Annotated in this window: 27 protein-coding genes and 1 pseudogene; 14 read left to right on the top strand and 14 right to left on the bottom strand. The window is 37.2% G+C overall.

Annotation, left to right across the window (positions count from 1 at the left end):
- Window positions 1–132 precede the first annotated feature (132 nt).
- Window positions 133–606, top strand: a complete 474-nt coding sequence (locus AC3CH7_RS02325) for a YaiI/YqxD family protein (RefSeq protein ID WP_031419490.1) — start codon at window positions 133–135, stop codon at window positions 604–606.
- On the top strand, window positions 596–1,924 hold the full coding sequence (dsdA, locus tag AC3CH7_RS02320) for a D-serine ammonia-lyase (RefSeq protein ID WP_012293814.1): 1,329 nt from the start codon (window positions 596–598) through the stop codon (window positions 1,922–1,924). The genes AC3CH7_RS02325 and dsdA overlap by 11 nt, the downstream gene beginning before the upstream one ends.
- An 87-nt stretch (window positions 1,925–2,011) precedes the next feature.
- Here dsdA and AC3CH7_RS02315 read toward each other — a convergent pair whose 3' ends face one another.
- The gene (locus tag AC3CH7_RS02315) at window positions 2,012–3,181 is read right to left on the bottom strand and encodes a pyridoxal-phosphate-dependent aminotransferase family protein (protein ID WP_099805987.1); all 1,170 of its coding nucleotides are present in this window, start codon (window positions 3,179–3,181) and stop codon (window positions 2,012–2,014) included.
- 142 nt (window positions 3,182–3,323) lie between these two features.
- On the opposite strand from AC3CH7_RS02315, the gene AC3CH7_RS02310 reads away from it, so the two are divergent.
- The gene (locus AC3CH7_RS02310) at window positions 3,324–4,385 is read left to right on the top strand and encodes a DUF1835 domain-containing protein (protein ID WP_488381540.1); all 1,062 of its coding nucleotides are present in this window, start codon (window positions 3,324–3,326) and stop codon (window positions 4,383–4,385) included.
- Between the two features lie 28 nt (window positions 4,386–4,413).
- Here the strand turns inward: AC3CH7_RS02310 and AC3CH7_RS02305 are convergent, their stop codons facing one another.
- From AC3CH7_RS02305 to AC3CH7_RS02295, 3 genes are all read right to left on the bottom strand, one after another.
- A complete protein-coding gene (locus AC3CH7_RS02305) occupies window positions 4,414–4,899 on the bottom strand; it encodes a hypothetical protein (protein ID WP_012293817.1) in 486 nt (161 codons plus the stop codon).
- A gap of 344 nt (window positions 4,900–5,243) precedes the next feature.
- The gene (locus tag AC3CH7_RS02300) at window positions 5,244–5,870 is read right to left on the bottom strand and encodes a nitroreductase family protein (RefSeq protein WP_031419498.1); all 627 of its coding nucleotides are present in this window, start codon (window positions 5,868–5,870) and stop codon (window positions 5,244–5,246) included.
- Window positions 5,871–6,268: 398 nt separating this feature from the next.
- A complete protein-coding gene (locus tag AC3CH7_RS02295; protein ID WP_036215484.1) occupies window positions 6,269–7,495 on the bottom strand; it encodes a ferredoxin reductase family protein in 1,227 nt (408 codons plus the stop codon).
- 161 nt (window positions 7,496–7,656) lie between these two features.
- On the opposite strand from AC3CH7_RS02295, the gene AC3CH7_RS02290 reads away from it, so the two are divergent.
- Complete coding sequence (locus AC3CH7_RS02290; protein WP_012293821.1) at window positions 7,657–8,145, top strand: metal-dependent hydrolase; 489 nt, start codon at window positions 7,657–7,659, stop codon at window positions 8,143–8,145.
- A gap of 303 nt (window positions 8,146–8,448) precedes the next feature.
- On the opposite strand, the gene AC3CH7_RS02285 is transcribed toward AC3CH7_RS02290, so the two are convergent.
- A complete protein-coding gene (locus AC3CH7_RS02285; RefSeq protein WP_080695181.1) occupies window positions 8,449–9,270 on the bottom strand; it encodes a squalene/phytoene synthase family protein in 822 nt (273 codons plus the stop codon).
- 228 nt (window positions 9,271–9,498) lie between these two features.
- Here AC3CH7_RS02285 and AC3CH7_RS02280 point away from each other — a divergent pair, with 228 nt between their 5' ends.
- From AC3CH7_RS02280 to AC3CH7_RS02260, 5 genes are all read left to right on the top strand, one after another.
- Window positions 9,499–10,233 (top strand): SDR family NAD(P)-dependent oxidoreductase, encoded by a 735-nt coding sequence (locus AC3CH7_RS02280; protein ID WP_488381539.1) that lies wholly within the window; start codon window positions 9,499–9,501, stop codon window positions 10,231–10,233.
- Window positions 10,234–10,650: 417 nt separating this feature from the next.
- Entirely contained in the window at window positions 10,651–11,487 is an 837-nt protein-coding gene (gene coaW / locus AC3CH7_RS02275; RefSeq protein ID WP_012293825.1) for a type II pantothenate kinase, read from the top strand.
- Between the two features lie 128 nt (window positions 11,488–11,615).
- Entirely contained in the window at window positions 11,616–11,840 is a 225-nt protein-coding gene (locus tag AC3CH7_RS02270) for a hypothetical protein (RefSeq protein ID WP_031419509.1), read from the top strand.
- Between the two features lie 22 nt (window positions 11,841–11,862).
- Entirely contained in the window at window positions 11,863–11,994 is a 132-nt protein-coding gene (locus AC3CH7_RS02265) for a hypothetical protein (RefSeq protein WP_004269370.1), read from the top strand.
- Window positions 11,995–12,081: 87 nt separating this feature from the next.
- The gene (locus AC3CH7_RS02260; RefSeq protein ID WP_031419511.1) at window positions 12,082–12,402 is read left to right on the top strand and encodes a DUF3889 domain-containing protein; all 321 of its coding nucleotides are present in this window, start codon (window positions 12,082–12,084) and stop codon (window positions 12,400–12,402) included.
- Window positions 12,403–12,437: 35 nt separating this feature from the next.
- Here the strand turns inward: AC3CH7_RS02260 and AC3CH7_RS02255 are convergent, their stop codons facing one another.
- Window positions 12,438–12,992 carry a DJ-1/PfpI family protein gene (locus AC3CH7_RS02255; RefSeq protein WP_197150684.1) on the bottom strand — a complete coding sequence of 185 codons (555 nt, stop codon included), beginning with the start codon at window positions 12,990–12,992 and terminating at the stop codon, window positions 12,438–12,440.
- A gap of 163 nt (window positions 12,993–13,155) precedes the next feature.
- On the opposite strand from AC3CH7_RS02255, the gene AC3CH7_RS02250 reads away from it, so the two are divergent.
- Both AC3CH7_RS02250 and AC3CH7_RS02245 read left to right on the top strand, forming a co-directional pair.
- A complete protein-coding gene (locus tag AC3CH7_RS02250; protein ID WP_012293828.1) occupies window positions 13,156–13,554 on the top strand; it encodes a MarR family winged helix-turn-helix transcriptional regulator in 399 nt (132 codons plus the stop codon).
- Window positions 13,555–13,559: 5 nt separating this feature from the next.
- On the top strand, window positions 13,560–14,750 hold the full coding sequence (locus AC3CH7_RS02245; RefSeq protein WP_373561634.1) for an MFS transporter: 1,191 nt from the start codon (window positions 13,560–13,562) through the stop codon (window positions 14,748–14,750).
- Window positions 14,751–14,819: 69 nt separating this feature from the next.
- Here the strand turns inward: AC3CH7_RS02245 and AC3CH7_RS02240 are convergent, their stop codons facing one another.
- The 5 genes from AC3CH7_RS02240 to AC3CH7_RS02220 form a co-directional block, all read right to left on the bottom strand.
- On the bottom strand, window positions 14,820–14,912 hold the full coding sequence (locus AC3CH7_RS02240; RefSeq protein WP_207890049.1) for an NlpC/P60 family protein: 93 nt from the start codon (window positions 14,910–14,912) through the stop codon (window positions 14,820–14,822).
- Between the two features lie 311 nt (window positions 14,913–15,223).
- The gene (locus AC3CH7_RS02235; protein WP_207890050.1) at window positions 15,224–15,802 is read right to left on the bottom strand and encodes a DUF3862 domain-containing protein; all 579 of its coding nucleotides are present in this window, start codon (window positions 15,800–15,802) and stop codon (window positions 15,224–15,226) included.
- A 120-nt stretch (window positions 15,803–15,922) separates the two neighbouring features.
- Window positions 15,923–17,098, bottom strand: coding sequence for an MFS transporter (locus AC3CH7_RS02230; RefSeq protein WP_200991100.1), 1,176 nt, complete (start codon window positions 17,096–17,098; stop codon window positions 15,923–15,925).
- Window positions 17,099–17,116: 18 nt separating this feature from the next.
- Entirely contained in the window at window positions 17,117–17,938 is an 822-nt protein-coding gene (locus tag AC3CH7_RS02225) for a MerR family transcriptional regulator (RefSeq protein ID WP_207889803.1), read from the bottom strand.
- A gap of 76 nt (window positions 17,939–18,014) precedes the next feature.
- Entirely contained in the window at window positions 18,015–19,025 is a 1,011-nt protein-coding gene (locus AC3CH7_RS02220; RefSeq protein ID WP_012293832.1) for an alpha/beta fold hydrolase, read from the bottom strand.
- Between the two features lie 139 nt (window positions 19,026–19,164).
- On the opposite strand from AC3CH7_RS02220, the gene AC3CH7_RS02215 reads away from it, so the two are divergent.
- Complete coding sequence (locus AC3CH7_RS02215; protein ID WP_031419520.1) at window positions 19,165–20,046, top strand: LysR family transcriptional regulator; 882 nt, start codon at window positions 19,165–19,167, stop codon at window positions 20,044–20,046.
- Between the two features lie 358 nt (window positions 20,047–20,404).
- Window positions 20,405–20,794 (top strand): hypothetical protein, encoded by a 390-nt coding sequence (locus tag AC3CH7_RS02210; protein WP_036167837.1) that lies wholly within the window; start codon window positions 20,405–20,407, stop codon window positions 20,792–20,794.
- Between the two features lie 1,123 nt (window positions 20,795–21,917).
- Here AC3CH7_RS02210 and AC3CH7_RS02205 read toward each other — a convergent pair.
- Both AC3CH7_RS02205 and AC3CH7_RS02200 read right to left on the bottom strand, forming a co-directional pair.
- Window positions 21,918–22,478 carry a hypothetical protein gene (locus AC3CH7_RS02205; protein ID WP_036161260.1) on the bottom strand — a complete coding sequence of 187 codons (561 nt, stop codon included), beginning with the start codon at window positions 22,476–22,478 and terminating at the stop codon, window positions 21,918–21,920.
- 13 nt (window positions 22,479–22,491) lie between these two features.
- Window positions 22,492–23,340 carry a S8 family peptidase gene (locus tag AC3CH7_RS02200; protein WP_488381538.1) on the bottom strand — a complete coding sequence of 283 codons (849 nt, stop codon included), beginning with the start codon at window positions 23,338–23,340 and terminating at the stop codon, window positions 22,492–22,494.
- A gap of 71 nt (window positions 23,341–23,411) precedes the next feature.
- Here AC3CH7_RS02200 and AC3CH7_RS02195 point away from each other — a divergent pair, with 71 nt between their 5' ends.
- On the top strand, window positions 23,412–23,642 hold the full coding sequence (locus AC3CH7_RS02195; protein ID WP_036161262.1) for a hypothetical protein: 231 nt from the start codon (window positions 23,412–23,414) through the stop codon (window positions 23,640–23,642).
- A gap of 380 nt (window positions 23,643–24,022) precedes the next feature.
- Here AC3CH7_RS02195 and AC3CH7_RS02190 read toward each other — a convergent pair.
- Window positions 24,023–25,146: pseudogene (locus AC3CH7_RS02190) on the bottom strand (tyrosine-type recombinase/integrase).
- Window positions 25,147–25,214: the final 68 nt, after the last annotated feature.

Below are 25,214 nucleotides of genomic sequence, written 5' to 3'. Positions count from 1 at the left end.
TTTTCAAACTATTCAATAAAATACTTTTTGAGTTTGTGAAAAATTGAGCAAGAGGGGTCATGTAAATATTATTTTAAAATAATTTATTGTATTAGTATTCATCTAATTATGAGAAAGGAATGATGCCTTATTGTGAAGGTTCTTATAGATGCTGATGCCTGTCCAGTAGTGGATTTGGCGCTATCTGTATCATCTGAGTTTGAGATTGAAACTATCTTATTTTGCGATACATCCCACCGTGTGGAACGTGATAATGTAATAACAATTATTGTACCGAAAGGTCCTGATTCGGTTGATTTTACGCTAGTGAACGCGCTTTCAAAACATGATATTGTCATAACACAGGATTACGGGCTTGCGGCAATGGTTTTAGCAAGAGGAGGGTATCCTATTGATCAAAATGGACGAGAAATGTCTAATGAAAATATCGAACGTTTGCTCGATATGCGTCATGTCGGTCAAAAAATTCGAAGGGCAGGTGGACGTACCAAGGGCCCTAAAAAAAGGACACAAGAAAACAATATTTCGTTTGAAATGAAATTTCGACAAATTTGTGAACGAGCGATTTCTGCACAAAAAATGGAGGATTCTACAGGTGAAAAATGAACTTAAACATGATTTTTTAGAGCAGTTTCCACAGTTGAAATTGATGGCGGCAAAAGATACTGTACTTTGGGAAAATACAAATAGAGTGAAGAATCCGGCAACATCGCTTTTTACTATGGAAGAAGTGGAGGAGGCAGAGGAAACGTTACAACGCTTTTCCGCATATTTAAAGCTGGCGTTCCCTGAGCTTGTGGCAAGTAATGGATTAATCGAATCAGGTATTCAAGAAATCCCTGCTATGAAAGGTGCGATTGAGAATAAATATGGTGTGCTTATAGAAGGTCAGTTACTTTTAAAATCCGATCATGCTTTACCTATCTCAGGTTCCATCAAGGCGCGTGGAGGCATTTATGAGGTCTTAAAGCATGCTGAAAGGCTGGCGCTGGCGAGTGGAAAGCTCCAAAAAATAGATGATTATGGGCGTTTAGCATCTGCGGAGTTTCAATCCTTCTTTCAGCAATACACCATCGCAGTTGGCTCTACAGGAAATTTAGGCTTAAGTATCGGCATTATGGGCAAGAAGCTCGGCTTTAATGTCGTTGTACATATGTCGAGTGATGCCAAGGAATGGAAAAAAGCTTTACTCAGAGAAAAAGGTGCCACGGTTGTTGAATATGAGGGTGATTACAGTGCTGCCGTTGAACAGGGACGCCAAGAAGCAGAATTAGATCCGATGTGTCATTTCATTGATGATGAAAACTCTAAGGATTTGTTTGCTGGCTATGCAGTCGCAGCAATGCGTTTAAAAGGGCAATTAGAACATATGAATGTGCCAGTCAGTGCTACAAACCCATTGTTTGTTTATTTACCATGTGGGGTAGGAGGAGGACCAGGTGGAGTTGCCTACGGATTACGAGAACTATTTGGTGAACATGTGCATATTTTCTTTGCGGAGCCCGTGGCATCTCCTTGCATGACGCTAGGCTTAATGACTGGACTTCATGATGCTATTAGCGTAGAGGATATTGAATTAGACAATAAAACCGAAGCAGATGGTCTGGCAGTGGGCCGCGCCTCCAAGTTTGTAGGAAAAGTAATGGAAACGTATATAAGCGGCTGCTATACAGTGACGGATGAAGAATTGTTTACCTCATTAGGTTTAGCAATGGATAGCGAAAAATTATTTTTAGAGCCATCCGCACATGCGGGAATGTTTGGACCGATTCGATTAATGAAAAACGGGCAAAGCTATTTGGAAAAGCATAACTTAGCGGACAAAATGGAACAGGCAACACATCTGATTTGGGCAACAGGAGGGAGTATGGTCCCTGATAGCATGCGTGCCACGTATTTAGCTAAGAGCAGAGATTTAGTTTAACAATGACCATACTTTTTGTTTAAAAAAGAGAAGGTATTACCCAAATCAAGCTATTCAAAGCACAAAAATGCTTCACCTGTTTTCTTATTAACGTTGCAATGCTTTACGTTGAGCTGCTAAATATACCTCTTGAGCGGCAAGGACACCTGCGCCTGGCTGGAAGTCATAAGCGAAGTCTTGAAGCGCGGCCTCCAATAAGGATACAGCTTGTAGGATATCACTTGGGAAGCAGTAGCCCATATGGCCAAATCTGAAAATTTTACCTTGTAGGTGACCAAGGCCACCTGCAAAATCTAGGTGATATTGCTGCTTAAGGTGTGTTAAGAATTCACCAAGCTCAATTCCCTTTGGTGCCATAATAGCTGTAATGGTAGGGGAGGCATATTGATCTTCAGTTAAGAGCTCGATGTGTAATGCTTTCATAGCGCTACGTACCATGTTTTTCATGAGTTCATGACGGGCAATTGTTTGCTGGAAGCCACCTTCCTGTTCAATTAACTGACAAACCTCATGCAGGCCATCAATAAGCGTGATAGCAGGAGTATTTGGCGTCATCCCCTTTTCAGCCCAACTACGATAACTTAATAGATTTAAATAATAGGCTGGCGTTTGATTATCTTCAATGACTTGCCAAGCTCTTTCGCTCACACTGACAAGAGAGAGTCCAGGCGGTAGCATCATCGCTTTTTGAGAGCCTGTCACGAGAATATCAATACCCCAAGCATCCATTTCAGCCGGCGCGCCACCGATGCAGCTTACGCCATCCACGATAACGAGTGCATCTGTTTCGTCTTGAATCACTTGTGCTAATTCAGCAACAGGGTTTAAAATGCCTGTAGAAGTTTCGTTATATGTGATAAAAACCGCTTTGATATTTTGTAATGGCTGTAAAAATGCCCGTAGCTCCTCAGGTGTGCAAGCTTGTCCCCACTCTTTTTCAAGCTTATGTACATGGAAGCCGTATTGCTCGCAAATGGAAACGAAATAGTCACCGAATGCCCCGACCGTAATGACCACAACTTCCTCACCAGCGGCAACCGTATTGACTGCCGCAGCTTCTAGTGCAGCTGTCCCGCCCGATGGCAAGAGTAAAATGTCCTGTGTCGTGCCAAAGACAGGCTTTACCGCCTCAATCGTTTTTCGGTATAATTCTACAAATTCTTGACTCCGATGACTAAAAATATCCCGACTCATCGCTAGCTGAACTCTCTTTGGAATCGGTGTCGGCCCCGGATGTCTTAAAATATTTTCATACATATTATCAATCCCCTTTACTTGACAGAAATTCAAAATTTTCTAACTATAATAATAACATACTTTTTGTAGGGACTAGCTGCTTTTTGAATAAATAATGGAAGAGGTTAGTATAAAGCTATCATTTGAAAAGGAGACCAAGGATATGGAAACAGTGATGCACTACCCATTTATCTATTTTTTGTACGACCACAATCAGGTGCTTGTATATACAATTCAAACGCTCGATTCCATTACATTAGCAAATGTCGTGGAAAATGGAGAATGGGAGAGGTATGAGCTTCCGCCATCAGAGCCATTTACAACATTTCGGCATGAACAAAGTGATCCTAAAGAGGGATGGTCTTTTTGGGCTGCGGCGGAACACCTTAGCTATTTGGTAGAAACCATTAATGATTACATTCAGCTTCAAAGAAACAGGATGACGACAACTGCCCGAGTTGCACATATTGTTTGCTCAGAATCTGCAGCTGGCTCCTTACGAGTGGAACTTGCTCCGCCTAAATATGTCATTGGCTTTCCTGAGGATTTGTCTATAGGACCGCTGTGGAAGCTTGATGAAGAAAGAGGACAAGCATTCCGCCAAAAGTGGTTAATGGAAAATATTAACGATGAGATGGATGACTTTGTTGGTCCTACTAAAATAAGAGATGCCATTCGAGAGATACGTGATATCCCTAGTCACCTACCTATCTATATTTGGTGTGGGGACCATATAGAAGAACAATGTGGGCTTCGGTTTTTCCTCTATGTATTGCGTGATCAGCACAATGAAATATTTCTTATACATTCAAATGGACAGCAAGTGATCGAACGTCAGTGGAATCCAAATCTGTATGATATAAAGAGATTATCAGTAAAGGGACGTCAAAAATTTCTACAGCAATGGGAAGGTTTGGCAGAATCAACAGCAGTACTTCGTCAATGGGAGCATCAGCATATTCAAGAGGTGCCTGAAAATTTTTATGACTCTTTCATCGTGAAGAAGCTAAAAGAAATGCATCATGAGCAGGGACATGTGGATTTTATTCAAACTGGAACATTTCTTTTAGAGCTACTTGCTAGCATGGAGAAACAGCCAAACATCTTTTATTTAGAATATAGAATCCGATATTTAGTTTATAATGGCACTCTAGTATTAAAAGGAATTCCTAAATCTATGCGGCATTATTATGTGAAACTACGCCAAAAAACCTCTTTAGTCTGAAGACTTAAAGAGGTTTTAAGATGGTGAACTAGGCTACGAATGGTTTGTTCATGCGCATTAAACCGTAAATAGCAAAGAACAGCCCGCCTGTAATAACCATTAGAATTGTGAAAAGTACAGCCTTACCAGTTTCACCACACCAGCGATAGAATAGGCGATATGTGAAATACAATGTAAAGCCCACCATACCTAGTGATGCGAGTATACCGATAACTGGTATAAACGAAACGATAAACAAGCCTGCATAAATAAGCGTATTTTTTAGAGCCGTTGCACGAATCGTTTCTCGATTATCTCCACCAGCAGTCAGTAGGAAAAGACTGTATACATTAATGATAGGAATCCAAGCAATATAGGCTACATCTCCAAAACCATTTGTTTTAGATGTCATAAAATAAATTAGTGCACTAATAATGTAGGCGATTAGCCCAAGAACTAGAGATGCTAAAATTAGGATAAGAAATAAGCCTCCCATGGCTGCATCTAAATCAGAGTTATAATAATTATAGTCCATCAGAAAAACCTCCCTTCTTAAGAAAATACCTCCTAATGATACCAATCCTATTATGTTTAATCTACAAGCATTTATATGTAATTTTTAGTAGCAATCACACAAATGTACTAGAAAGAAAATGTCCATTATTTCTTTTATGATGATTTTTTGAGTAATGAAGGAAAGAAATGCAAAAAATATCCCTGGGAAAATTATTGTGCTAGTGTTGGAGAATCATTTTTTTAATTTTTCACCGTTTACTATTCGCAAACATTACTATCCTATGTTTGTAGTGGTACCTGACATGCCAGCCTATTCACAAAAAAGTCACCTTCCTATATAGAAAGGTGACCATTTTACATGTATTACATGAATTTGGCGATATGCTCGAGCTCAATACGTGAAGAATTATAGGCAGGGGCTGCTGCTTTACCAATCGCAATTAAAATAACGGGTACGATATGGTCAGCTAATTCAAAATGTTTGGCGAAGGCTTCTTTGTTAAAACCACCCATTGGTACTGTATCATAGCCCATGTCTTTTGCTAAAAGCATGATTTGCATGGAAATTAGACCAGCATCAAATGTAACGATATTTTTTAAAATCTCCTGAGGAAGCTGAGAATACAAGTTCATAGAATTAGTTATCATTAAATCCTTAGTTGCTTCATTAATATAACCAAGATCGTAATTTTTTGTAAAGATTGACTCCGCATTTTCGTACATTTTTGTATCGCCTAGCACAGCAATAACAGCTGAGGAAGTTTCCACTTGTTCTTGATTGTTAGCAATGGCACGTAACTCTTTTTTTATTACTTCATCTTGAATGACGATAAAGCGCCATGGCTGTAAGTTACTTGAAGATGGCGCAGAAGTGGCTTCTGTTAGTAATTCTTCTAGTTGTTCTTGAGGGATTTTATAATTTTCGTCGTATTTACGAACAGATTTACGGTCATGCATAACTTTATTTATATTGCTTTTTGTCACTGTCATCATTTTGACTCCTTCACTATAAGTTGCGTGTTTACTATACGATAAATGAACTCAAATTCCAAGTAAATTGCTCGAATTAGAGAGTCTTGAATGAAGGATTTCTGATGAGAGGATGATTGCCTGAATGTTATGACGCACCAAACTCGAAATTTGCAAGGAGAAACAACTGAATTTTTTCATGCTTTAGATAGAATTTATCTTTTAGAAAAAATGTAGAGGAGTGCTTTATGGAGAAGTTGATTGAACGGAGTGGGTGTTTTCTGTGCGAAGCAAAGCAGCTCCTCAATCTCCTATAGTGGAAAACAGCGTCCTTTCTTCATTAAATGGTTAAAAGAAAAAAGACTATAGTTCCACTCAAATGTTTTTGAGGTTGTCTATAGTCCGAAGGGGAACACTTGCTATCTTAGTTTAAATGCTTCCCATTCTATATGGCTAGTAGGCGCGGACGATTTGAAGTGCTTTATCATTTTTTCGGGTCCACATAGATAAATACTTGTATGAGCTGGTATGGTCATCCGGTCAAAGGAAAGCCTGTCCTCCTCTGTTGTATCAATAAAGGTGACCGTAAATTTATCATTGGATTGCGCATAGTTCAGTAAAAAATCTTTATATACCATATTATCCACACCATGAAAGGAATAATATAAATCAATTTTCTTAGTAGGTTTTGTTTGTAAATAGGCTATGAACGGCGTAATGCCAATGCCACCTGCAACCCAAAGTTGTTGATTGGCTCCTTTGGCAAAGTCAAAATGGCCAAAAGGACCATCTATGGCAACAGGGGTGTTCAATTGTATTTGTTTGTAGACCTGCTTTGTAAAATCGCCGACTGCTTTGATCGTCACCCTAATTTTTTCTCCATCCCCACCAGAAATAGTGAAAGGGTGGGGTGCTTTTTCAATGCCTTCCTGAAAGATTTTTAGAAAGATAAATTGTCCAGGTCGGTAATGAAGCTTTTTCGTAAGGGTCAGTTCTAATTCGATGACATGGATATTTAGTTTTTGAATGTTGGAAATGGAACCGTTATACCGGAAAAACATATCTTGATACATTGTCATCATATACAGGGCAGACATAAAACCAATAGTTGTTGTAAGAGCAGTGAAAATACCCAATGCTGAGGGCTGTAATAAATCATATTCGCTCGAAAAATAAGTATGGTAAATACCCAATGTATAAGGAAGAAGCAAAAAGCGGTGTAACCAGCGCCAATGCTCATATTTTAAAAATTTTGCTAGGAATGCAAGGGCGATTAGGATGATAAATCCATATTGCCCGAGCTCTCCAAGCTCTTTCGCCCATTCACGAAAAGATGTTTGCGGGAGTTCTTGATCAGGAACCATCTTTTGCAATTGCCCATGGATCATGATAGAACCAAGTGAAAACATGGCCAATACTTTATGATAAAAATTTAAGCGCCCTAGCCCATTAAACCAACGCTCTAGTAGTTTCATTCTTGTTGAGAAAAGAAACACAAGGAAGAGTCCTGTAATCGCTAAGCCTCCAATAATATGAGCAAGCTTGTTCAGTGGATGAATGGGGGCCAGGGGGATAGCAAAATACCAAAGGCACGCACTACTGCCCATTACCAATATAATAAAAAGTAGTCCTCTATAAGCTTTCATAAATAACCTCCATCCCTATTTTTAACCATATACTTTATGGCTATACAATTATTGGATGAAAATATTTCAGATCGTACGTTCGGAATGTATGTTCCCTTTTGGGCGTATTTATGTTACATTAAGATGGTTCGCAAAATGCGTAAGAAGGGTGGAAGTACTTTATGCAAGGGAATACCCATATGGTTGGGGGCATTACAGCAAGTCTAGCCTTTGCACAAATTTCAAATGATAATCCGCTTGTTTTGGTAGGGGCAGGCGTTATCGGTGCATTACTTCCAGATATTTGCCATGGTGGTAGCAAAATCGGCAGGAAGCTTCCTATCATTTCAAAAATAGTTAATTCGCTGTTTGGGCATCGTTCCTTTACACATAGTTTGCTGTTTTTATTTTTGATTGGGATGCTACTACATACATTTATACCTTATAAGTCCGTTACAATAGGTATTTTATTAGGGATGGCAAGCCATGTTTTATTAGATATGGGGACCAAAAAGGGTGTAAAGCTATTTTTCCCAGTCTCCATTTCGGTGCGTCTACCGCTTACTACAAAAACAGGTAGTAAAGTGGAAAAAATAGTGTTTACATTGTTAACAATGCTGTCAGTCTTTTTTAGCTATGAAATCATTGTGCAGCTTCTTGCTACAAATTAAGGAAAGAAACCCACTAAAGTGTAAGACCCCCCGGTAGGTAGCAGTTTATTTAAGGGGAGTAATGTTTGTAAGCTTTGTTTGAGTTGAAGCTTTGTGCAAGCAGAAAGTATGCGTACCAATGGGAGATTGTCCGTAATTTTTATGGAGCTTTAAAAAATATCTGAAACTAGCGATTGACCTTTGCGTAACGCAAACCTTTATAAAGTGCTGCTCAAAAAGGAACCCCTGAACGAGAAAATTCTCATGCAGGGGTTTTATTGGTATTACATATTAATGGGTCATTCTAGAAATGAGAGCCGCCCATCAGTCTGCCTGTACCTCTTCAACGGTTTGCTCAACCTCTGTACGTGTTATTTTTTCACGACCGTCTTGCATGGCTTTTAATGTTTTATGCGCTAATGCAAGTGGTAATCGACAGAATAATAATACTGTGCGTTTATTAATATCTTTCATATAAAGATCAGCTTTCGCGAGATTTTCCTCTGCATAAGTAAATAAATCCTCGCGTGTCCAGCCGTCAGGAACGAAACTTACGCCACGCTCATCCATATCCTCATGCTGATTGCGTAAAATATTGACAGCCTGGAGACCTCGACCATAGCCAATTGCTAAATCGCGATCTGTTTGAATGTCTGCACCCCACGCCCAAAGCTCAGACAGCATTGTCCCAACAAGCCCTGCTACGTAGTATGTATAATCATCTAAATCCTCGCGTGTATGCACCTGCCAATTAGCTTTAGCCCACTTCGCCATACCAAAGGCCATTTCACTTGTAGAAGCTTGGACAATTTTTCGAGATTCCTCAGGGCAGAATGCTAGCCAATCTGCTAAGCGAAGGGTTACCTCAGGTAACTGTGCCGCATAAGGCGCTACCAATTCTTGATATGCCTCATTATTAAATGTGTCCTTTAAAAGGTCACTAGTTGCCGATAATAAATCAAACTTTACATCATTGGAAAGCTGTTCATGATCCTCTATTTCATCGATGGCACGCATCGCTAAATAGGCAGCTGCTACCGATACCTTTAAATCATTTTTTAAGAAAGTGATGGGTATATAAAAAGTGCGACTTGTATCTTTTAAAACCTGCATCGCTTCTTTATAAAGTCTTTTTTGATCTTTCACTTGTATTCCTCCGTTCAAATGGTTCCACATCTATAGTATATCGTATCGTAAAAATGGGGAAAGATAAAACAGATTGTTCATGAATATGGAGATATTCTTTGAAAACGGTTACTAAAAATGATATAGTTTAATAGTAAACTATTTAAACCTATACTTTTATTGTGGTCTAAAAGGGACGGTTTATACTAGTACGACAGACAAATTTCAAGTGAGAGGAAGTATAAAGTAATGGGACGTTTAAATAATAAAATTACAATGATTACAGGTGGAGCATCTGGAATGGGGGCAGCGATGGCAAAGTTGTTTGCACAAGAAGGTGCGACAGTCATTGCAGCAGATATTAACGAGGAGAACCTAGCGAAAATCTCAGAGCTCGAAAATGTAGAGGGCATGAAATTAGATGTTTCTTCTGACGAAAACTGGGTAGAAGTGACAAAAGCGATTGTCGAAAAATATGGTCGTATCGATATTTTAATTAACAATGCTGGTATTTCTTCAGAAAAAGGTCCAGATCAAATTACACAAGCGGACTGGTCCATCATGCACAATATCAATGCTTTTGGTCCATTCCTTGGCATTAAACATGCGTCTAAATATATGAAGGAAGCAGGGAAGGGCTCAATCGTAAATACATCATCTTACACAGCCATTATTGGTGCAGGATTCAATGCATATACAGCATCTAAAGGCTCTTTACGTGCGATCGCTCGTGCAGCGGCTTCCGAGCTTGGTGCTTTCAATGTTCGTGTCAATACCGTATTCCCAGGTGTTATTGAAACACCGATGACAGCAAAATTATCGGAAGCAAAAGAAGCTATGGATATGTTAGTAAAAACTACGCCAATGGGTCGTCTTGGTCAACCAGAAGAAGTAGCGAATGCAATCTTATTTTTAGCATCCGATGAAGCTTCTTATATTACAGGTGCTGAGTTAGTTATTGATGGTGGTTATTCAGCACGTTAATTAATTGCATCGTAAAAGAAAGTGGAAATGCCTGTTTGCAAGCAGTGCATTTTCACTTTTTTTGTTTTTTTAGTAGAATGATGTTAAAGTATTATAATTCGTCAAGATTCACTTGTAGATGAGAAATAAATTGATATTTTTCGTGATTTTTTTATGAATGTTTATGAAGTTATTGCACAATTATTTCAACAGCGTTAAAGTTTAGAAAGGGCGAAAATGTCATTACAAGATTTGGGGGACTGGACGAGGCGTTATCGTTTCGGACAATGACTAGTTAGTCAGGATTTTGGCACACCAAAACTCCTTGCAAAATCCTTGACACCAATGAAGGCATGGAACTTATTTAGTTGCCTGACTACTAGCGTAATGATCATTCGTAATAGATGAGGTTACGTAATAAACACAAAGGAGAATTGTATGCCAAAGGCTATAGGTATTGATGCAGGTGGCACATTGACAAAGGTTGCTTATTTAGATGAAGACAATGAACTTATTCTAACAACCTTCCCGTCAAATGATTTGCTATCTGTGAAAAATTGGATTATTGATCATCCAGATATTGAGGATATTGGTGTTACGGGGGGACGTACAGAACAATTACTTGATGTCATTAAAACAATGAAATCGATTCATTATATAGTAGAATTTGAAGCTACATTAAAAGGTGTTCGTTTTTTGTTAAATAAGGAAGGCTACTTGTTTGAACGTAGTATGATTACTAATATCGGAACGGGTACTTCTATACATTATATGGAAGATAATACACATATACGTGTTGGTGGGACAGGCGTTGGTGGCGGAACATTAATAGGATTGTCAGCGCTTACAACAGGCATTACAGATTATAATGAAATTCGTGAAATGGCTGCTAATGGTCATCGAGAAGGTATAGATTTATTAGTCAAAGACATTTATCAAGGAATGGATACACCCATTGATGGGCATTTAACTGCGAGTAATTTTGGTAAAGTGGGCATTACACAATCCATGAAGCATCCTGCTGAGGATATTATTGCAACTGTACAGGGACTTGTTGGTGAAGTGATTACAACATTAAGTATTCAATATGCTGAGGAAAAAAATACACAGCATATCGTTTATATTGGATCGACTCTCAGCAATAATGAACATCTTGCCCGCGTAATTGCCAATTATACACGCACGAAAAAGCATACACCTGTCTTTATTAATGATCATGGCTTTTCTGGAGCTGTGGGAGCATTGTTAAATATAACGGAATATACCATTGTCTAGAGACAGATTAGAATGAACATGACTAACTTGGGTTAGGGATGTTCATTTTTTTTTTACAAAAATGCCCGAAAAAAATACCTCATATAAACGCGAGTACCTGAGCAAATTATATGTAGGAGGTGATATCTGTGGGCAATCGAAATAATAAAAACAGCAAAAAAACCATGAATGCCAGAACGCATAATCCTTTTGGCACCTACAAAAGCAAAGACCTCGATAGAAGTAATAGTAATAATAACAACCCGAATGACAACTTGAATGAGGAGTTCGCGGCAGAGTTTGATGCGAAGGCCAAAAATAAAAACAATAAAACCAATCATGATAAAAATCAACAATCCAATAAAAAGAACTAATTATTTTTTGGAGGTGTAAGCAATGGCGAAGAAAAGGAAAACAAGCTTTAAAAAGAAAAAGAAAGAGGATACACATAAAAAGAATGATCGAGAAGAATACTCAGCTGAGTTTAACCAAGTCATTCATAATAATCCTCAACAGCCCAAACAATAAACAACGCTGCTCCATTAGTAATTACTTTTGGAGCTCTTATTTTTTACTTCGTTCATCATTTTATACCGTTAATTAGGAGGGTTTTCTGTGAAAAATGTGTATGTAATGCTTGGACTTCTGTTTGCCGTGCCATTACATATTCCAGAGATAGTTTTGGCACAGCAAGAAACACCTGCCTATGCGAAGTGGGGAAAGCTAGCGGTAGAAGAAGTGAAGGGGAAGTATCCCCATGCAAAGATTGTGGACTATTTACATGAGGGAAAGGAAGTACATGGAGCGTCAACCATTGAAAAATTTAAGCTTTGGCTGAAGCAACCTGACAAAGAATTTGGAGTTCATGTACGAATTAGCTACCTTACATCGACGCAAGAAGTAGAGAAAATTGAATTACAGGAAAGCCAGTCATAAAAAAGAGGATGCCTATGCTTAGGCATCCTTAATGCTCATCCCTCTAGTTTTTTAATAAATTCACGCATTAGCCCTGGTAAATCTGGCCAAGCATGACCGCTTACTAAGTTGCCATCTGTGTGAAGATTGGCATCTATATAGGTGGCCCCAGCTACTTGAACTTCTGGTTTGCAAGCAATGTAGGCTGTAAGTTCGCGTCCTTTTAGTACTTCGGGGATGGTTGCGAATATTTGTGCTGCATGACAAACAGCGGCAATCGGTTTATTGGTTTCAAAAAAATGACTCACAATGGTCGGTACATATTCATTTAAACGGATATATTCTGGCGCCCTTCCCCCTGGAATCATTAAACCATCAAATTGTGATGGATCAATATCTGCAAAAGAAGCATGTGCCTCTAAGCCATAGGCAGGACGCTCAATATATGTGTCGACGCCCTCTACAAAATCATGTAATACTGTCTGTAATTTCTTTGCGGATGGTGCTGCGATTGTGACATCAAAACCTGCCTCAAGACAACGATAATAAGGATAAAAAATTTCTAAAGCTTCTACTGCATCTCCTGCAAGTATTAAAACCTTTCTCCCCATGATTCCATCTCCTTTTCCTTGTGATCTCCTTGCTTAATTCGACATATGCAAAAAATTCCCTGCAAAGATAGAATGACCTTTGCCAAATTAGTTGCTTTACAAAGGAAAAAATGAAGCGTATAGTTTATTTAGCTAGGTAAATAATTTTTAGGAGGAAGACCATATGAATCCGATATTCCATGCTTTATTTCAAAAAAGTCGGTACTTAACGAACTGCTTAAATGAAGTGTTGAAGCAGCATCAATTATATAGCTCCCAGTGGACCATTTTATATTGCTTACATAAAAACGGGCCTATGACCTTAACGCAAATATGGAAATATTTAAATGTAGAGGCACCAAGCATTACAAGAGCTATCACACGATTAGAGACATTGGGCTGGGTCGAACGATTAGACGGGGAAGATAAGCGTGAAAAAATTGTAACCTTAACTGCACAAGCCAATGACCGCTTACCAGCCATTACAGAAACAATTTTAGCTTTTGAGGAAGAAATGGTAGGATCACTTACTGCTGAGGAGCAGCAGCAGTTTATGATATTACTGGAAAAAATGAAAGGTTGATTAACTTGCAGCAAGGGGAGAATACACAAATATGGACAAAGCGATTTATTAGTCTCTTTTTAACAAATATATCTGTCTTTTTTGTTTTTTATGGGCTAGTAACGACTTTGCCGCTTTATGCCATCGGTGAACTACACCAAACAGATAAGGAAGCCGGCTTGTTATTGTCAGGTTTTTTACTATCAGCGATAATTGTACGTCCGTTTTCAGGGAAATTATTAGATGTGTTTGGGAAGAAAAAATTGCTAGTGCTATCCATAGCCGGCTATTTTGCTTGTACTGTCTTATATTTATTTATTCATCCATTTGGACTTTTACTGGGTCTTCGTTTTATTCAGGGGATCTTCTTTAGTATCATTACAACAGCCGCAGGATCATTAGCTGCAGATATTGTACCAGCCAAGCGAAAAGGGGCAGGTTTAGGTTATTTCACGATGTCTACAAATCTAGCGGTTGTCATTGGGCCATTTATTGGTCTATTATTAATTCAATATAGTACTTTTAACGTGTTATTTATTGTCATGAGTTTTTGTATACTAGCTGGAGGCATTTTAGCATTAACGGTTCATACTGACGATTTACCGCAGCCAGCACATAAAGGGAAATTAACGTTCACCTTCCATGATTTATTTGAGCGAAAGGCATTGCCCGTTGCAGCAATTGCTAGTTTAGTAGCTTTTTCGTATGCTAGTGTTTTATCATTTTTATCGGTCTATGCACAGCAAAAAGGTTTAATGGCGGTTGCCAGTCTTTTTTATGCCGTGTTTGCAGCAGCTATGTTAATTACACGTCCATATACAGGAAAACTTTATGATACAAAGGGGCCTCAATTTGTTATTATTCCAGGTATTATCTCTTTTGCTATCGGACTTATCATGCTAGCCTTCGTTGAAGGACCCATGTTATTTTTAAGTGCAGCTATTTTTGTAGGCTTTGGCTACGGAGCGGTGACAACGAGCTTACAAGCATTAGCGGTTCAATCAACAGCCATCCAACGAAGCGGCTACGCAACAGCAACCTATTTCACGATGTTTGACCTTGGGATTGCTCTAGGCTCTTATATTTTAGGAATGGTGGCCGTACAGGCAGGATATGCTTCTGTCTACTTATCAGGGGCCGGTTTACTAGGAGTGGTCTTTATTATTTATCTCCTACGTCTTGCCAAGATGAAGCCGAAAAAAGTAGTGAATATATAGTAAAACAGTTGGGATGACCCCAACTGTTTTTTACTTTTATATGCGGCCATAGCCAACGAAATATTTTTATCAATAGGTGTTCTTAATATTAGCAATAGAAACGCCTTCATTACTAGCATTAATCAGTTGATTATAGCCAATATAGATGCCGGCATGAGAAATTCCTGCTTTCTATGTATGAGCAAAAAACACTATATATCTTGATGCGTGCTTACTTTTTTAGCTGACTGATAAAATCCAGCTACTGTTTTACGTGGTGTTGACTTACCAGCTCCGACAAAATAACAAGGCGGAAACTTTTTAGAATGGGATTAACATGGTTCTTTTTCTGATGATTTAGGGCGATATGAAGGAAGACAGACAATGACCTACAAAGGTTTGAGAGAATCACTAATTGGATGTAACGAGGAAAAGATTTAATAAGAAGATATAAAACAAATAACCAGATACTCATAGGAGTACCTGGTTTGATTTTATTCCAATCCTAACTGAGTTTTGTTCATTAATTTTCCACCTTGGAACATTAATGAGGCATTGCCACCTAAGGATTTACCATTATAAGTGTACATAACGATATCCCCTGATTCAGAAAGAACCGCACCTTCTCCACCTAGGATATTGAATACTTGTTCTTTTGTCATTCCATTTTCTAGCTTGTTAAATTGTTCAAGAGTAATTTCGATATCAGACGTTTCAACACCGAATTGTGCTTTATTGATTAACTTACCTCCTTGGAACATCATTGTAGAACTTGACATGACGCCATCAGTTTCAAATTCATACATTACAGTGTGGTGGGGTTCACCGGCTGAACCTGTTTCAGACATAATAGTACCTTCGGCACCAATAATTTTTACAACTTCTTCATATGTCATGCCATCTTTAATTTGTTTGAATTTCTCTTCAGTCAATTTACCTTCTGCTTTTGCAGCTGGTGCTGATGCCTCTTGTTTAGAATCATTGGTTGAGTCATGCTTAGTAGCAGTCTCTCCACATCCTGCTAAACCAAGGCTTAATAAAAGTGCTGCACTAAAAATTAGTTTTTTCTTCATCATGAATTCCCCTTTAAATAAAGTATGATTAAATTGTATCAATAATGGAAAGTATTGTCATTGTGAAAAAACTACCTACCCTAATAAGAATAGCCTGATTTTCTATCCAATAAACCGGGACTAATTTATATCTATTGAGGTTTCCATTCCATGACTCTTTGTTCTGAATAGCATGATGGCAAGAAATAAAGCAATGATTACTGCACCCAATCCTACCCAAATCAAACTGAGGACAGAAATACAGCTGATGACGAGTCCGCCTAATCCAGAACCTAGCGCAAAACCAAATTGAATAAAGGACGTATTGATGCTTAAGGCAATATCTGGATTTCGAGGTACCAAAGTGACTAAAAATAACTGCTGAGCAGGGGAAATACTCCATGTTGCTAGCATAAATATCATTAAAACCAAGACCAAAACAAAGAGATTGAAACCTGCTAGAGCGAATAAAGGTAAGGTTACTCCCTGTAAGAACAGTCCGACATAAATGGTAAATTTCGAACCTTTTGCATCTGCTAATTGTCCGCCCATTCTTGATCCAATGAAGCTACAAATTCCTGCTAGAAATAAAATCCCACTAATTTCAGTGATGGAAAGGGTGGATGTAGCTTGCAAAAAAGGCGTAATATACGTGAAAAGAGTAGAGTATCCACCAATGTAAAATAAAGTGATAGCCAGAGCAGTGAGAATTTTGGGGTTTTTTAAAATAGAGAGCTGCAATCTAAGAGTAACAGCTTCTTCTTCTTTGATTGCTGGAACTCTTTTATAAACGGTCAGCAAGGGGAGAATCGTTAATAAACCAATCAAAATAAATAAAATTCTCCATCCAAACATGTCACTAAAAAAGGTGCCAATCGGAACCCCAAGCACGAGTGAGCTGCTTAGACCCATCAAAATAATGCCGATAGCACGGCCTCTTTTTTCTTTTTCAGCTAGTCGAGTGGCCACTGCCATGGCTACCACTGTAGCAATTCCTCCGCTGATCCCTTGCATAATCCGTATCCATAGTGCTGCTTCATAAGTAGGGCTTATAAACATGAGTATGTTACTGGCAATGAACACACCTATAGTTATAAGGAGTAGCTTTTTACGATCCATATTAATGGTGAGTGCGATTAGAATAGGCGCGATAATGGCCGCAGCCAGGGCAAATACAGTCACCAACAATCCAGCATCAGAAACGGTTACTCCAAAGTCCACGGCAATCATTTCAATGACTCCTGTAATAATGTATTCAACAGTTCCAATTAGAAAAACAACAAATGCTAATACATAGATAATCACAGTATTTTTCAATTCAATCCACTCCGCTTTTTAGTTTCTATTAATAATGGGAATTTGTATTTCCATTAATTGCGCACCCTGCGAGGTAGATAACGGTAAATATATTTCCCTACCAGGTTCGTTTTCCTTAATCTGATAGTTATTTTTTACAATCCATTTTGCTAAATCTACACAGGCTGTACTAGCAAAATTAGCATCCGAGCGAAACGTCATGGTGGCCATCATTGGCTCAGGTGGAAGAGTTCGTAATTGAAATGTATCTGGAAACAATGGAAGCTCCTGGCTTAAAAAATAACCGACTTCAAATTCGAATTCATCTTCTTTATCCTCTATTTCTTTCCATAAAACGACCTGAGGACTTTGAGCCAATTGGCGAATTTCTTTTGATAATATTCGATTAAATGTACGAAATAGGTCTGGAATGTCTTCTTCTTTCCCATGCGCCTTCAAAGAAAGGAACTGCTGGGCATTTTCAGCTTTGATTCTGATTTCTTGTATGGTTTCCACTTGCCCCTCACTTTCTAAAAGCTGCATACGTTCCTCAATTCGAGCAAGTTTGGCTTGTTCCATATCGATAATGCCTTGAATTTCATTTTTTTTCAGCTTAAACATTCCTTGAATATCCTTTATTGTAATATCTTCATGGAGTAAATGAATGATTTGTGGCAAAGTGAATCCTAATTCCTTATAAATAAAAATTCGGTTGATTTCAAGGAGCTGGTCTGCCGAATAGTAACGATAGCCAGTTTCGTGATCCACCTTTCTTGGCTTTAATAGGCCGATTTGATCATAGTAGCGCAATGTTTTTAAGGATACTTTGCTTAGCCTAGAAAACACACTAATTTTAAACAAAATATCACCTCCAATCTCTATCATAATGGAAGTATATAGTTTCCCGTGCAGGGGAAAGTCAAGAGTAAAGTGGTTTTTATTCAAGCAGGAGCATTTTCAGGTTTTTATCAATAAATTCAGAATCTGGCTCATGCTGTCCAATCCCTGCACAATGTCCCCACTTCGATTCAATAGGGAGGAAGCGCGCATTTGGCATATGTAGTGCATCATAATTATTGTCCTCTGGAGGAAAGAAAAGATCAGTACTTCCTGGCATGACCAATGCACGAGCTGTAATCTTGCTTAATGCAAGCTCGAAATCACCATCATACGTCGAATTGGCACTAATATTTCCAGTAATGCCGGTACGTAGCATGGAGATTAAATCATTGGCGTCAAAGCTTAAAAACACTTGATCCCAGTAATCCACGAGGTATTCCTCCAGCGTTTCATAGCCTTCTTGCTGATAGAGCTGTTCTAAATAATAAGCCTGTGAGAATCCCCAAGCTGCATAGACGCGTCCCATGGCAGCCAATCCCTCTTTAGGTTGCTCGGTGTAAAAACCATTTTTCCAGTTAGAATCAGCTTGAAGGGCAGCAATCATTCCTTCAAATACAACCTTGGCATGGGGTCTGGTCATGGCAGTCCCTCCGAATGGAGCGATTCGTTCGACCATCTCAGGGTAACTTGCTCCCCATTGAAAGGTTTGTACAGCCCCTAACGACCAGCCAACTACGAGTGCTATTTTACTAATACCAAACTTTTGAGTAACCAATTGATGCTGTAGTCGCACATTATCATAAATTGAAATGAGTGGGAAATTTGCTTGATGATAGGGCGCTGGTGTATTGCTTGGAGAAGAGGATAATCCATTGCCAAGCATATTCGGTATGATGATAAAATACTTTTCTGGGTCCAGTGCCTTACCAGTTCCGATTAACCATTCATTATCAGTATGCAAGCCTGCAAACCATGTAGGATAAACAATGGCATTATTCTTTTCCGCATTTAGTGTCCCGTATGTTTGATAGGCAAGAACAGCATTTGGCAGTATGTCACCTGATTGTAGCTGAATGTCTCCCAGTTCATAAAGTTTATAATCTTTCATGTGAAAAACTCCTTTTTGTCATTAAAGATGGGATAGATGGTCTTTCTTGTCATTACTCTACGAGAATGCTATTGTGAAGTCAAAGAAACGTTTTTGAATAAAACATTCATTTTTTTTGAATCATGGGGTGAACTATACAATGGAATTGCGTCAATTAAAGACCTTTTATACACTCGCTTCAACACTCAACTTTAGCCGCGCTGCAGAGGTGCAAAACTATGTTCCATCAACGGTTACGATGCAAATGAAGGCATTGGAAGAGGAACTAGGTGTAAAGCTGGTGGACAGATTAGGAAAAAAAGTAATCTTGACTGATGCGGGTAGACGTTTTCTAGATTATGTAGTCCGTATATTGAGTGAACTTGAAGAAGCGGAGCATGCGGTTAAGCAATCTGGCGAAATGACGGGGACGTTGGTCATTAGTGCAGATGAAACGTTGTGTACGTACCGCCTGCCTGCTATACTGCGTCTGTTTCGCTTACGATATCCAGGAATTCGGCTTATTTTTAAGCCGCTGTCACATGCGAACTTGAAACAAAGTTTGCGAGAAGGGGACGCGGACATTATTTTTATGCTAGATGAGGACAAGCACGAGATTGGGTTTTGCGGAGAAAAAATGCAGGATGAGTCCTTTTATATTTTGGTAGCGCCTGATCATCCATTAGCTTCACGTACTGAATTGGACATTGAAGATTTTAATGGGGAGACCTTTTTACTGACGGAGAAAGGGTGTTCCTATCGCACATTTTTTGAGCGAAGTCTTTCTCAAAAGGGCATGGGGGGAATTACGGAATTGGAATTTAACAGTGCGGAGGCGATTAAACAATGTGCGAAAATAGGGATGGGCATCGCCATCTTGCCTGAAATGGCTGTGACAGCAGAATTGAGTAGGGGGGAACTAGTCTCGTTGCCGTGGGATATGTCGGCCACATCGTTTGCCACCCAAATGTTTTGGCATGAAGAAAAGTGGATTTCGCCTGCCATCCAAGCTTTTTTAAACTTGGCACGAGACTTTGCTTGAAGTTTAATCACAATAAACAATTTAAACAATGACTCTCTCAATTTTCACAATCAATATTTTCTTTATCAATACATTAGGTTATAAAGATAATCCGTTTACAATGATTGTAGGTGTTCAATCAAATAGTAAATATAGACCTGTATCAAGTGTAGAGTTTGGATTTAAACCTGAAAACAGCATTTAGAGAAATAGCTAATCAAATAGTAACCACCGTGGAACGAGATGTAATGTGGCTAGAACCAAGATTATTCTGTAAGATAAACAAACACAAGGTCTTTAAGATTCGTTTCATTTAAAGGGTTTAATTTAGAAGTTAATGAGCTTTAAAATACGAAATTAAGTAAAGGGTGGTATTTATGTGTTAAGAAAAATAATTATTATTTCATTTGCATTGATTTTTCTATGTGTGGGATGTTCTAATGATACAAAGAAAATTATTTTAGAGATGGCTGATGAAAATGGAGATTTTAAAGAAAGTTTAGAAATCCTAGATAAAGATCAAGTCTCAATAATAAATAAAATTCTTACTAAAGTTAAATGGAAAGAAAAAAGTGAAGAGTCATTTGGACTATTAAAGTTTAGAATGTCTTTTGATTTTATAGACCCTGATAAGGAGTTGAAGTCTTCTTATTATTTAATCTATGTCAATTCAAAAGAACAAGTAACTCTGGTAGAAAATGATATGAAATATACTAAATTATCAAAAGAAGAATCAAAAGAATTACTTGAAATACTAGCAAATAAATAACTTAAAGGACAAAGATAGTGAAATTAAAAATCAATACATTTTTAATGAAGAACTTTATGAAGAACAAATGCTTTAGTGAAAGAATATTGATTTTTCAAAACTAAATGTTCACAACTATTGAGAGAGTCTTAAATGACTCTCTTTTATGCAATAATATTTCCCATTAAATAAAACTAAAAGATAGATTATCTATTCAATAGCATGTTGTTCCTAAAGAGAGAAACTATAGCTTGATAAAGAAATGAAAGGAGAGCAGCAAAAGTTATCAAGACCTAAATTGAAAAAAAGTAGATAAAATAAAGAGCATAACATATTAGTCATATAAAATATGTTATGCTCTCGGTTTTTAACTAAAATAACGGGCCACTGTTTCACATTAAAGAATATTTTGTTGCTCTACTATCTGGTACCAATCAGTTTTAAGAAAGTCATTCATCATATACTAACCCTCTACTAAACCCACTAAACTGTATTACTTGCTTATCATCCGCCTTTTTAATGTCGTTAGGTAGAAATTTATGAGCTTTAAACACTCTTATACCTTCTTCGACTTGGAGATATGATACTTTTCCGACATCCAAGAGACTTTGTATTAGTTTTTCAATGTATAATATAAATGTAGCCTTTTCATCATATTGTAGATTTAAAATAAAGTTGTACCGTTTATAAAAAAGATGTATCGTTTAAAATAAAGTTCTACTGTTTTTAAAAAAGTTGCACCATTTTGTCTCTTTTTGATGTAAGAATTCTAAGTGAGTTTTAATCAAACTTTTTTATAAAAAATAACTCCTTCACAAAATTAAATCCATCCATTGTGATTAATCTTTTTTCAAAATGGATGGGTTTCTTCTATTGTAAAATCAGCATTTGTAGCACGGTTTTAATTAAACTTTATTTTAAACCAGCACAAAATGGATTCTTCTTATTTACCGTAAAATACGGGTTTGTAAGGTGTTTTTAATTAAACTTTATTTCAAAGTAACAAAAAGCTTTTATAATCGCCAACAAAAAAACCGAACTATCCACCGAAAAGCTCGGAATAGTTCGGTTTTTCTATTTATCGTGTTTTGGTAATTTAGAGATTATTCGGCTTTATGAAGGAACCAATTAGTTATGTCCAGCCTCACTTCTTTTTCTTACATTCAAATTTATATCCACCTGCTTTAGTTGCAGCTCCACCATCAGTGGTTCCTTTAGCTCCTGCTTTGTCCTTTGAATCAATTTCTGGATAACCACCGTTAGCGTAACACTTATCAATTAGGGTCATTTTTTCTTTATGAGAAAAGTAAAGGGCAGAAAAGATAATACCACCAGCAACAATAATTGCACCAACTACTATTGGAACAAACCAAACAATATTTGCGTGACCTAATTCTGTGTCGATTTTTATATCGTCCAAATTGTACCCGTTCTGTATCAAGATTTCATCAATTTCTTCATCGCTTAAATTTTTCAGATAATTTTTAACGTAATTTAATTCTTGATTCTCTAAATATGGATTTAAACTTAAAGCCTCTTCTTCAAATAAAACTATTTCGTGAGTTTTCACTGAATAGTAAGTAGAATTATTTATTGCATCATCTTTTGCTGCTACTTCATTTGCTTTTGAGATAGGAGAAGCGATTGCGCTAAATAATAGTGTCAATATTAGCAATGGTACTAGTTTAAACATTTTTTTGATCATAATAACATTCCTCTCATTTGTTTGTATTTTTGTTAAATATTAGTATATTTATTACTCTACCATTAAAATTAAAAAATTCAACATTATCTTGTAAATAGATTTCTTTTTTGTCTATATTTTTATTTAAATAGATTGATAAAACACCCGTGAAGTTTGCCGAAGCTATTGATGAACCTTCGGTTCTTATATAATTTCCTTTGTTATTTTTAGCTATAACATCGACTCCTGGAGCAAAGAAATCTATTTTCCCTGTAGAAGAAAATCCAAATAACTCCTTATTTTTATCTATAGCAGCTACTGATATTACATTTTTATATTCGGCTGGATAATCGGATATATCACTCATAGTATCTCCACTAGAGGCTACTAGAATAATATTATTTTTGTGGGCTTTATCTATACATTCTTTTAGCTGTTTGTTGTTTGTATTAAAACCTAGGCTCATATTGATCACGTCAGCTTCATATTCTATTGCTTTAGATATTCCGTCACAAACGTTATTTATTGTGGTTTGTCCTTTATTATTAATTACCTGGATATCAAATATCTCTACATTAGTATTAATACCTATTTTTTCATCAATAATAATACTAGCAATTTTTGTTCCATGATCGAATTCGTCATTAGTTTTATTTTCGTTTGTAATAACGTTATAGCTTTTTGTGATAAGATTCTTTGCGAAATGTCTCTTATTTATACCACTATCAAGTATTGCTATTTTTATTTTTTTATCACCGTCTTCTTTAGAGTAATTTCCAACATTCTGAATCTTTAAATTCCAGCTATCCTTGTTTTCATTGTTAGTACAAGCGTTTAAGAAAAATAAACTAATAAAACACATGAGAATTAACCTCGATTTCATAGAAATCCCTTCCTTTATTACAATATTTTGGGTAAAATCTAATTAATTATAGCTTAAAGGGGGAGATTTATGTGAAGAATGTTAATGGGGATTATAATTATATTCAAATTGCCATAATAATTGTTTTTACTTTGTTATTGGTATTTGCAATATTAATTGCTGTAAAAAGTTATTTTAATAACAAAGAAATAGGCTTGCTTTCTTCAGGATGTTTGAAAAATGATGGAGAGTACGAATTAGTAATTACTAATAAGTTAACTCAGAGTTATGAGTTTTCTTGTAATGAGAAAGAGGAACAGTAAAGATTCAATGAGTAGCGCTAACCATTCTTGTTCGTTTTTTGTCGGAGTTGTGTGAGGGGGGAAATACAGGGGAAGTGACAACTATAAATGGCAAATAATTTATTGATGAAGCAGATCATAAGAACCTTTCATAAAGGGTGAGAGCAAGATTTGTTAAATTATACATGTTGCATTAATTTACGTGAATGATGTGCCTGTGATGTACTATGAGAAATCCCTATGTCCTAACCGTCCGTAGAAAAAGGGCAAAATCTACTCAATTGAAGATTAGCCCTTTGTTTTATTTAAATTTTTAGCGACCAAATAAGAAAATAGGTCATCTTTGTTTATACCTTGTTTAATTGAATATTCGGAGGATTTGCTTCATCCAGTTACTCCTTTCAGTCTTTTTTCTTTAGGTTAAATTCGGATTGTGCTTTATTCCAATCTTCCCGAATATCTTCATCCGAGGGATGTAGGTATAGGTTCATTGTCATTTGAATTTGAGAGTGACCTGATCGTTCTTGCACTTGTTTAATGTCCTTTGTTTTCTGATAATAGATGGTAGCGTGTGTATGGCGAAATAGGTGAGGGTGTAGGTTTATCCCTGTCTTCTTTTTTAAACGCTTAAATAAGGATTCTACGTTCCAATATTCCATCGGTTTCCCCACGTCTTTTCCTCTCAATTTTACAAAAACAAAGTTTGTGTCCAAATCTAATTCATCCAGCACTTCATACAAATAATCGTCATATAAATCCATTAAGCACTGGGATACATAAATTTCTCGCTCACCAGTCTTTAACATCGCACCGTTTTCTAATTCTCCACGATCCACTAAACGAATTCGATGTCCCTTGCCATGATCAAAAATGAAATCCTCTATGAAAAGAGCGAGAGCTCCCCCCAATACGCAATCCTGTTTCAAATAACAATTGAATTAAGAATCTATCTCGAATATTAGTAGTTGCTTCTAATACTTGCTGCACTTGTTCTTTTGTGAGTGTATCTACTTTTTTTCGTGGTTCTTTTAATTTCAGTATGTTTCTGATAGAGGGCTTGTCCTTATTTATATGGTGTAAAAAACTCTTGTAATGTGAGTGTCCCCCTGTAAACACTTGCTTCATCAGCTTTTCCATTATGTCATTTTGCACTTCTTCATTACGGTAAAGGTAATCATAAAAGTTTACTATTACTGTAATTGTAAGGTTAATTGTCTTTTCCGTTCGTTTTGCTTTCTCTTGTTGAAGGGGAATAACGTTTAAACTCTGATAAGGGCTTCTTAACCATCCCACAAAATCAACTAAATCTTCTAATCTAATGAACTTATAATCCTTATCTTTTTCCACTAAGTAGTCATAAAAAATGCTTTAAGGAGTAACAATATGTCTTTTGAGTATTAGGGCTTTTTCCTGTCTTATCTAAATACTTTATATATTTCATCACTGGCATTACAGGAAACCCCTCTTGATCCAATAATATGTATCTCCTCTTGTTATTTTCAATGAGAACTTCTTGTACCCTCATAGCACATCTCTCCGAAAAGATATTAACGCTCGGTCTAAAGACCTCACTACGCCTCCCGCTGTGGGCTA

This window comes from Lysinibacillus sp. F12 (genome assembly GCF_057773605.1).
Note: the sequence above shows the minus strand (reverse complement) of the source record. Positions and strands in the feature narration are given on the sequence as shown.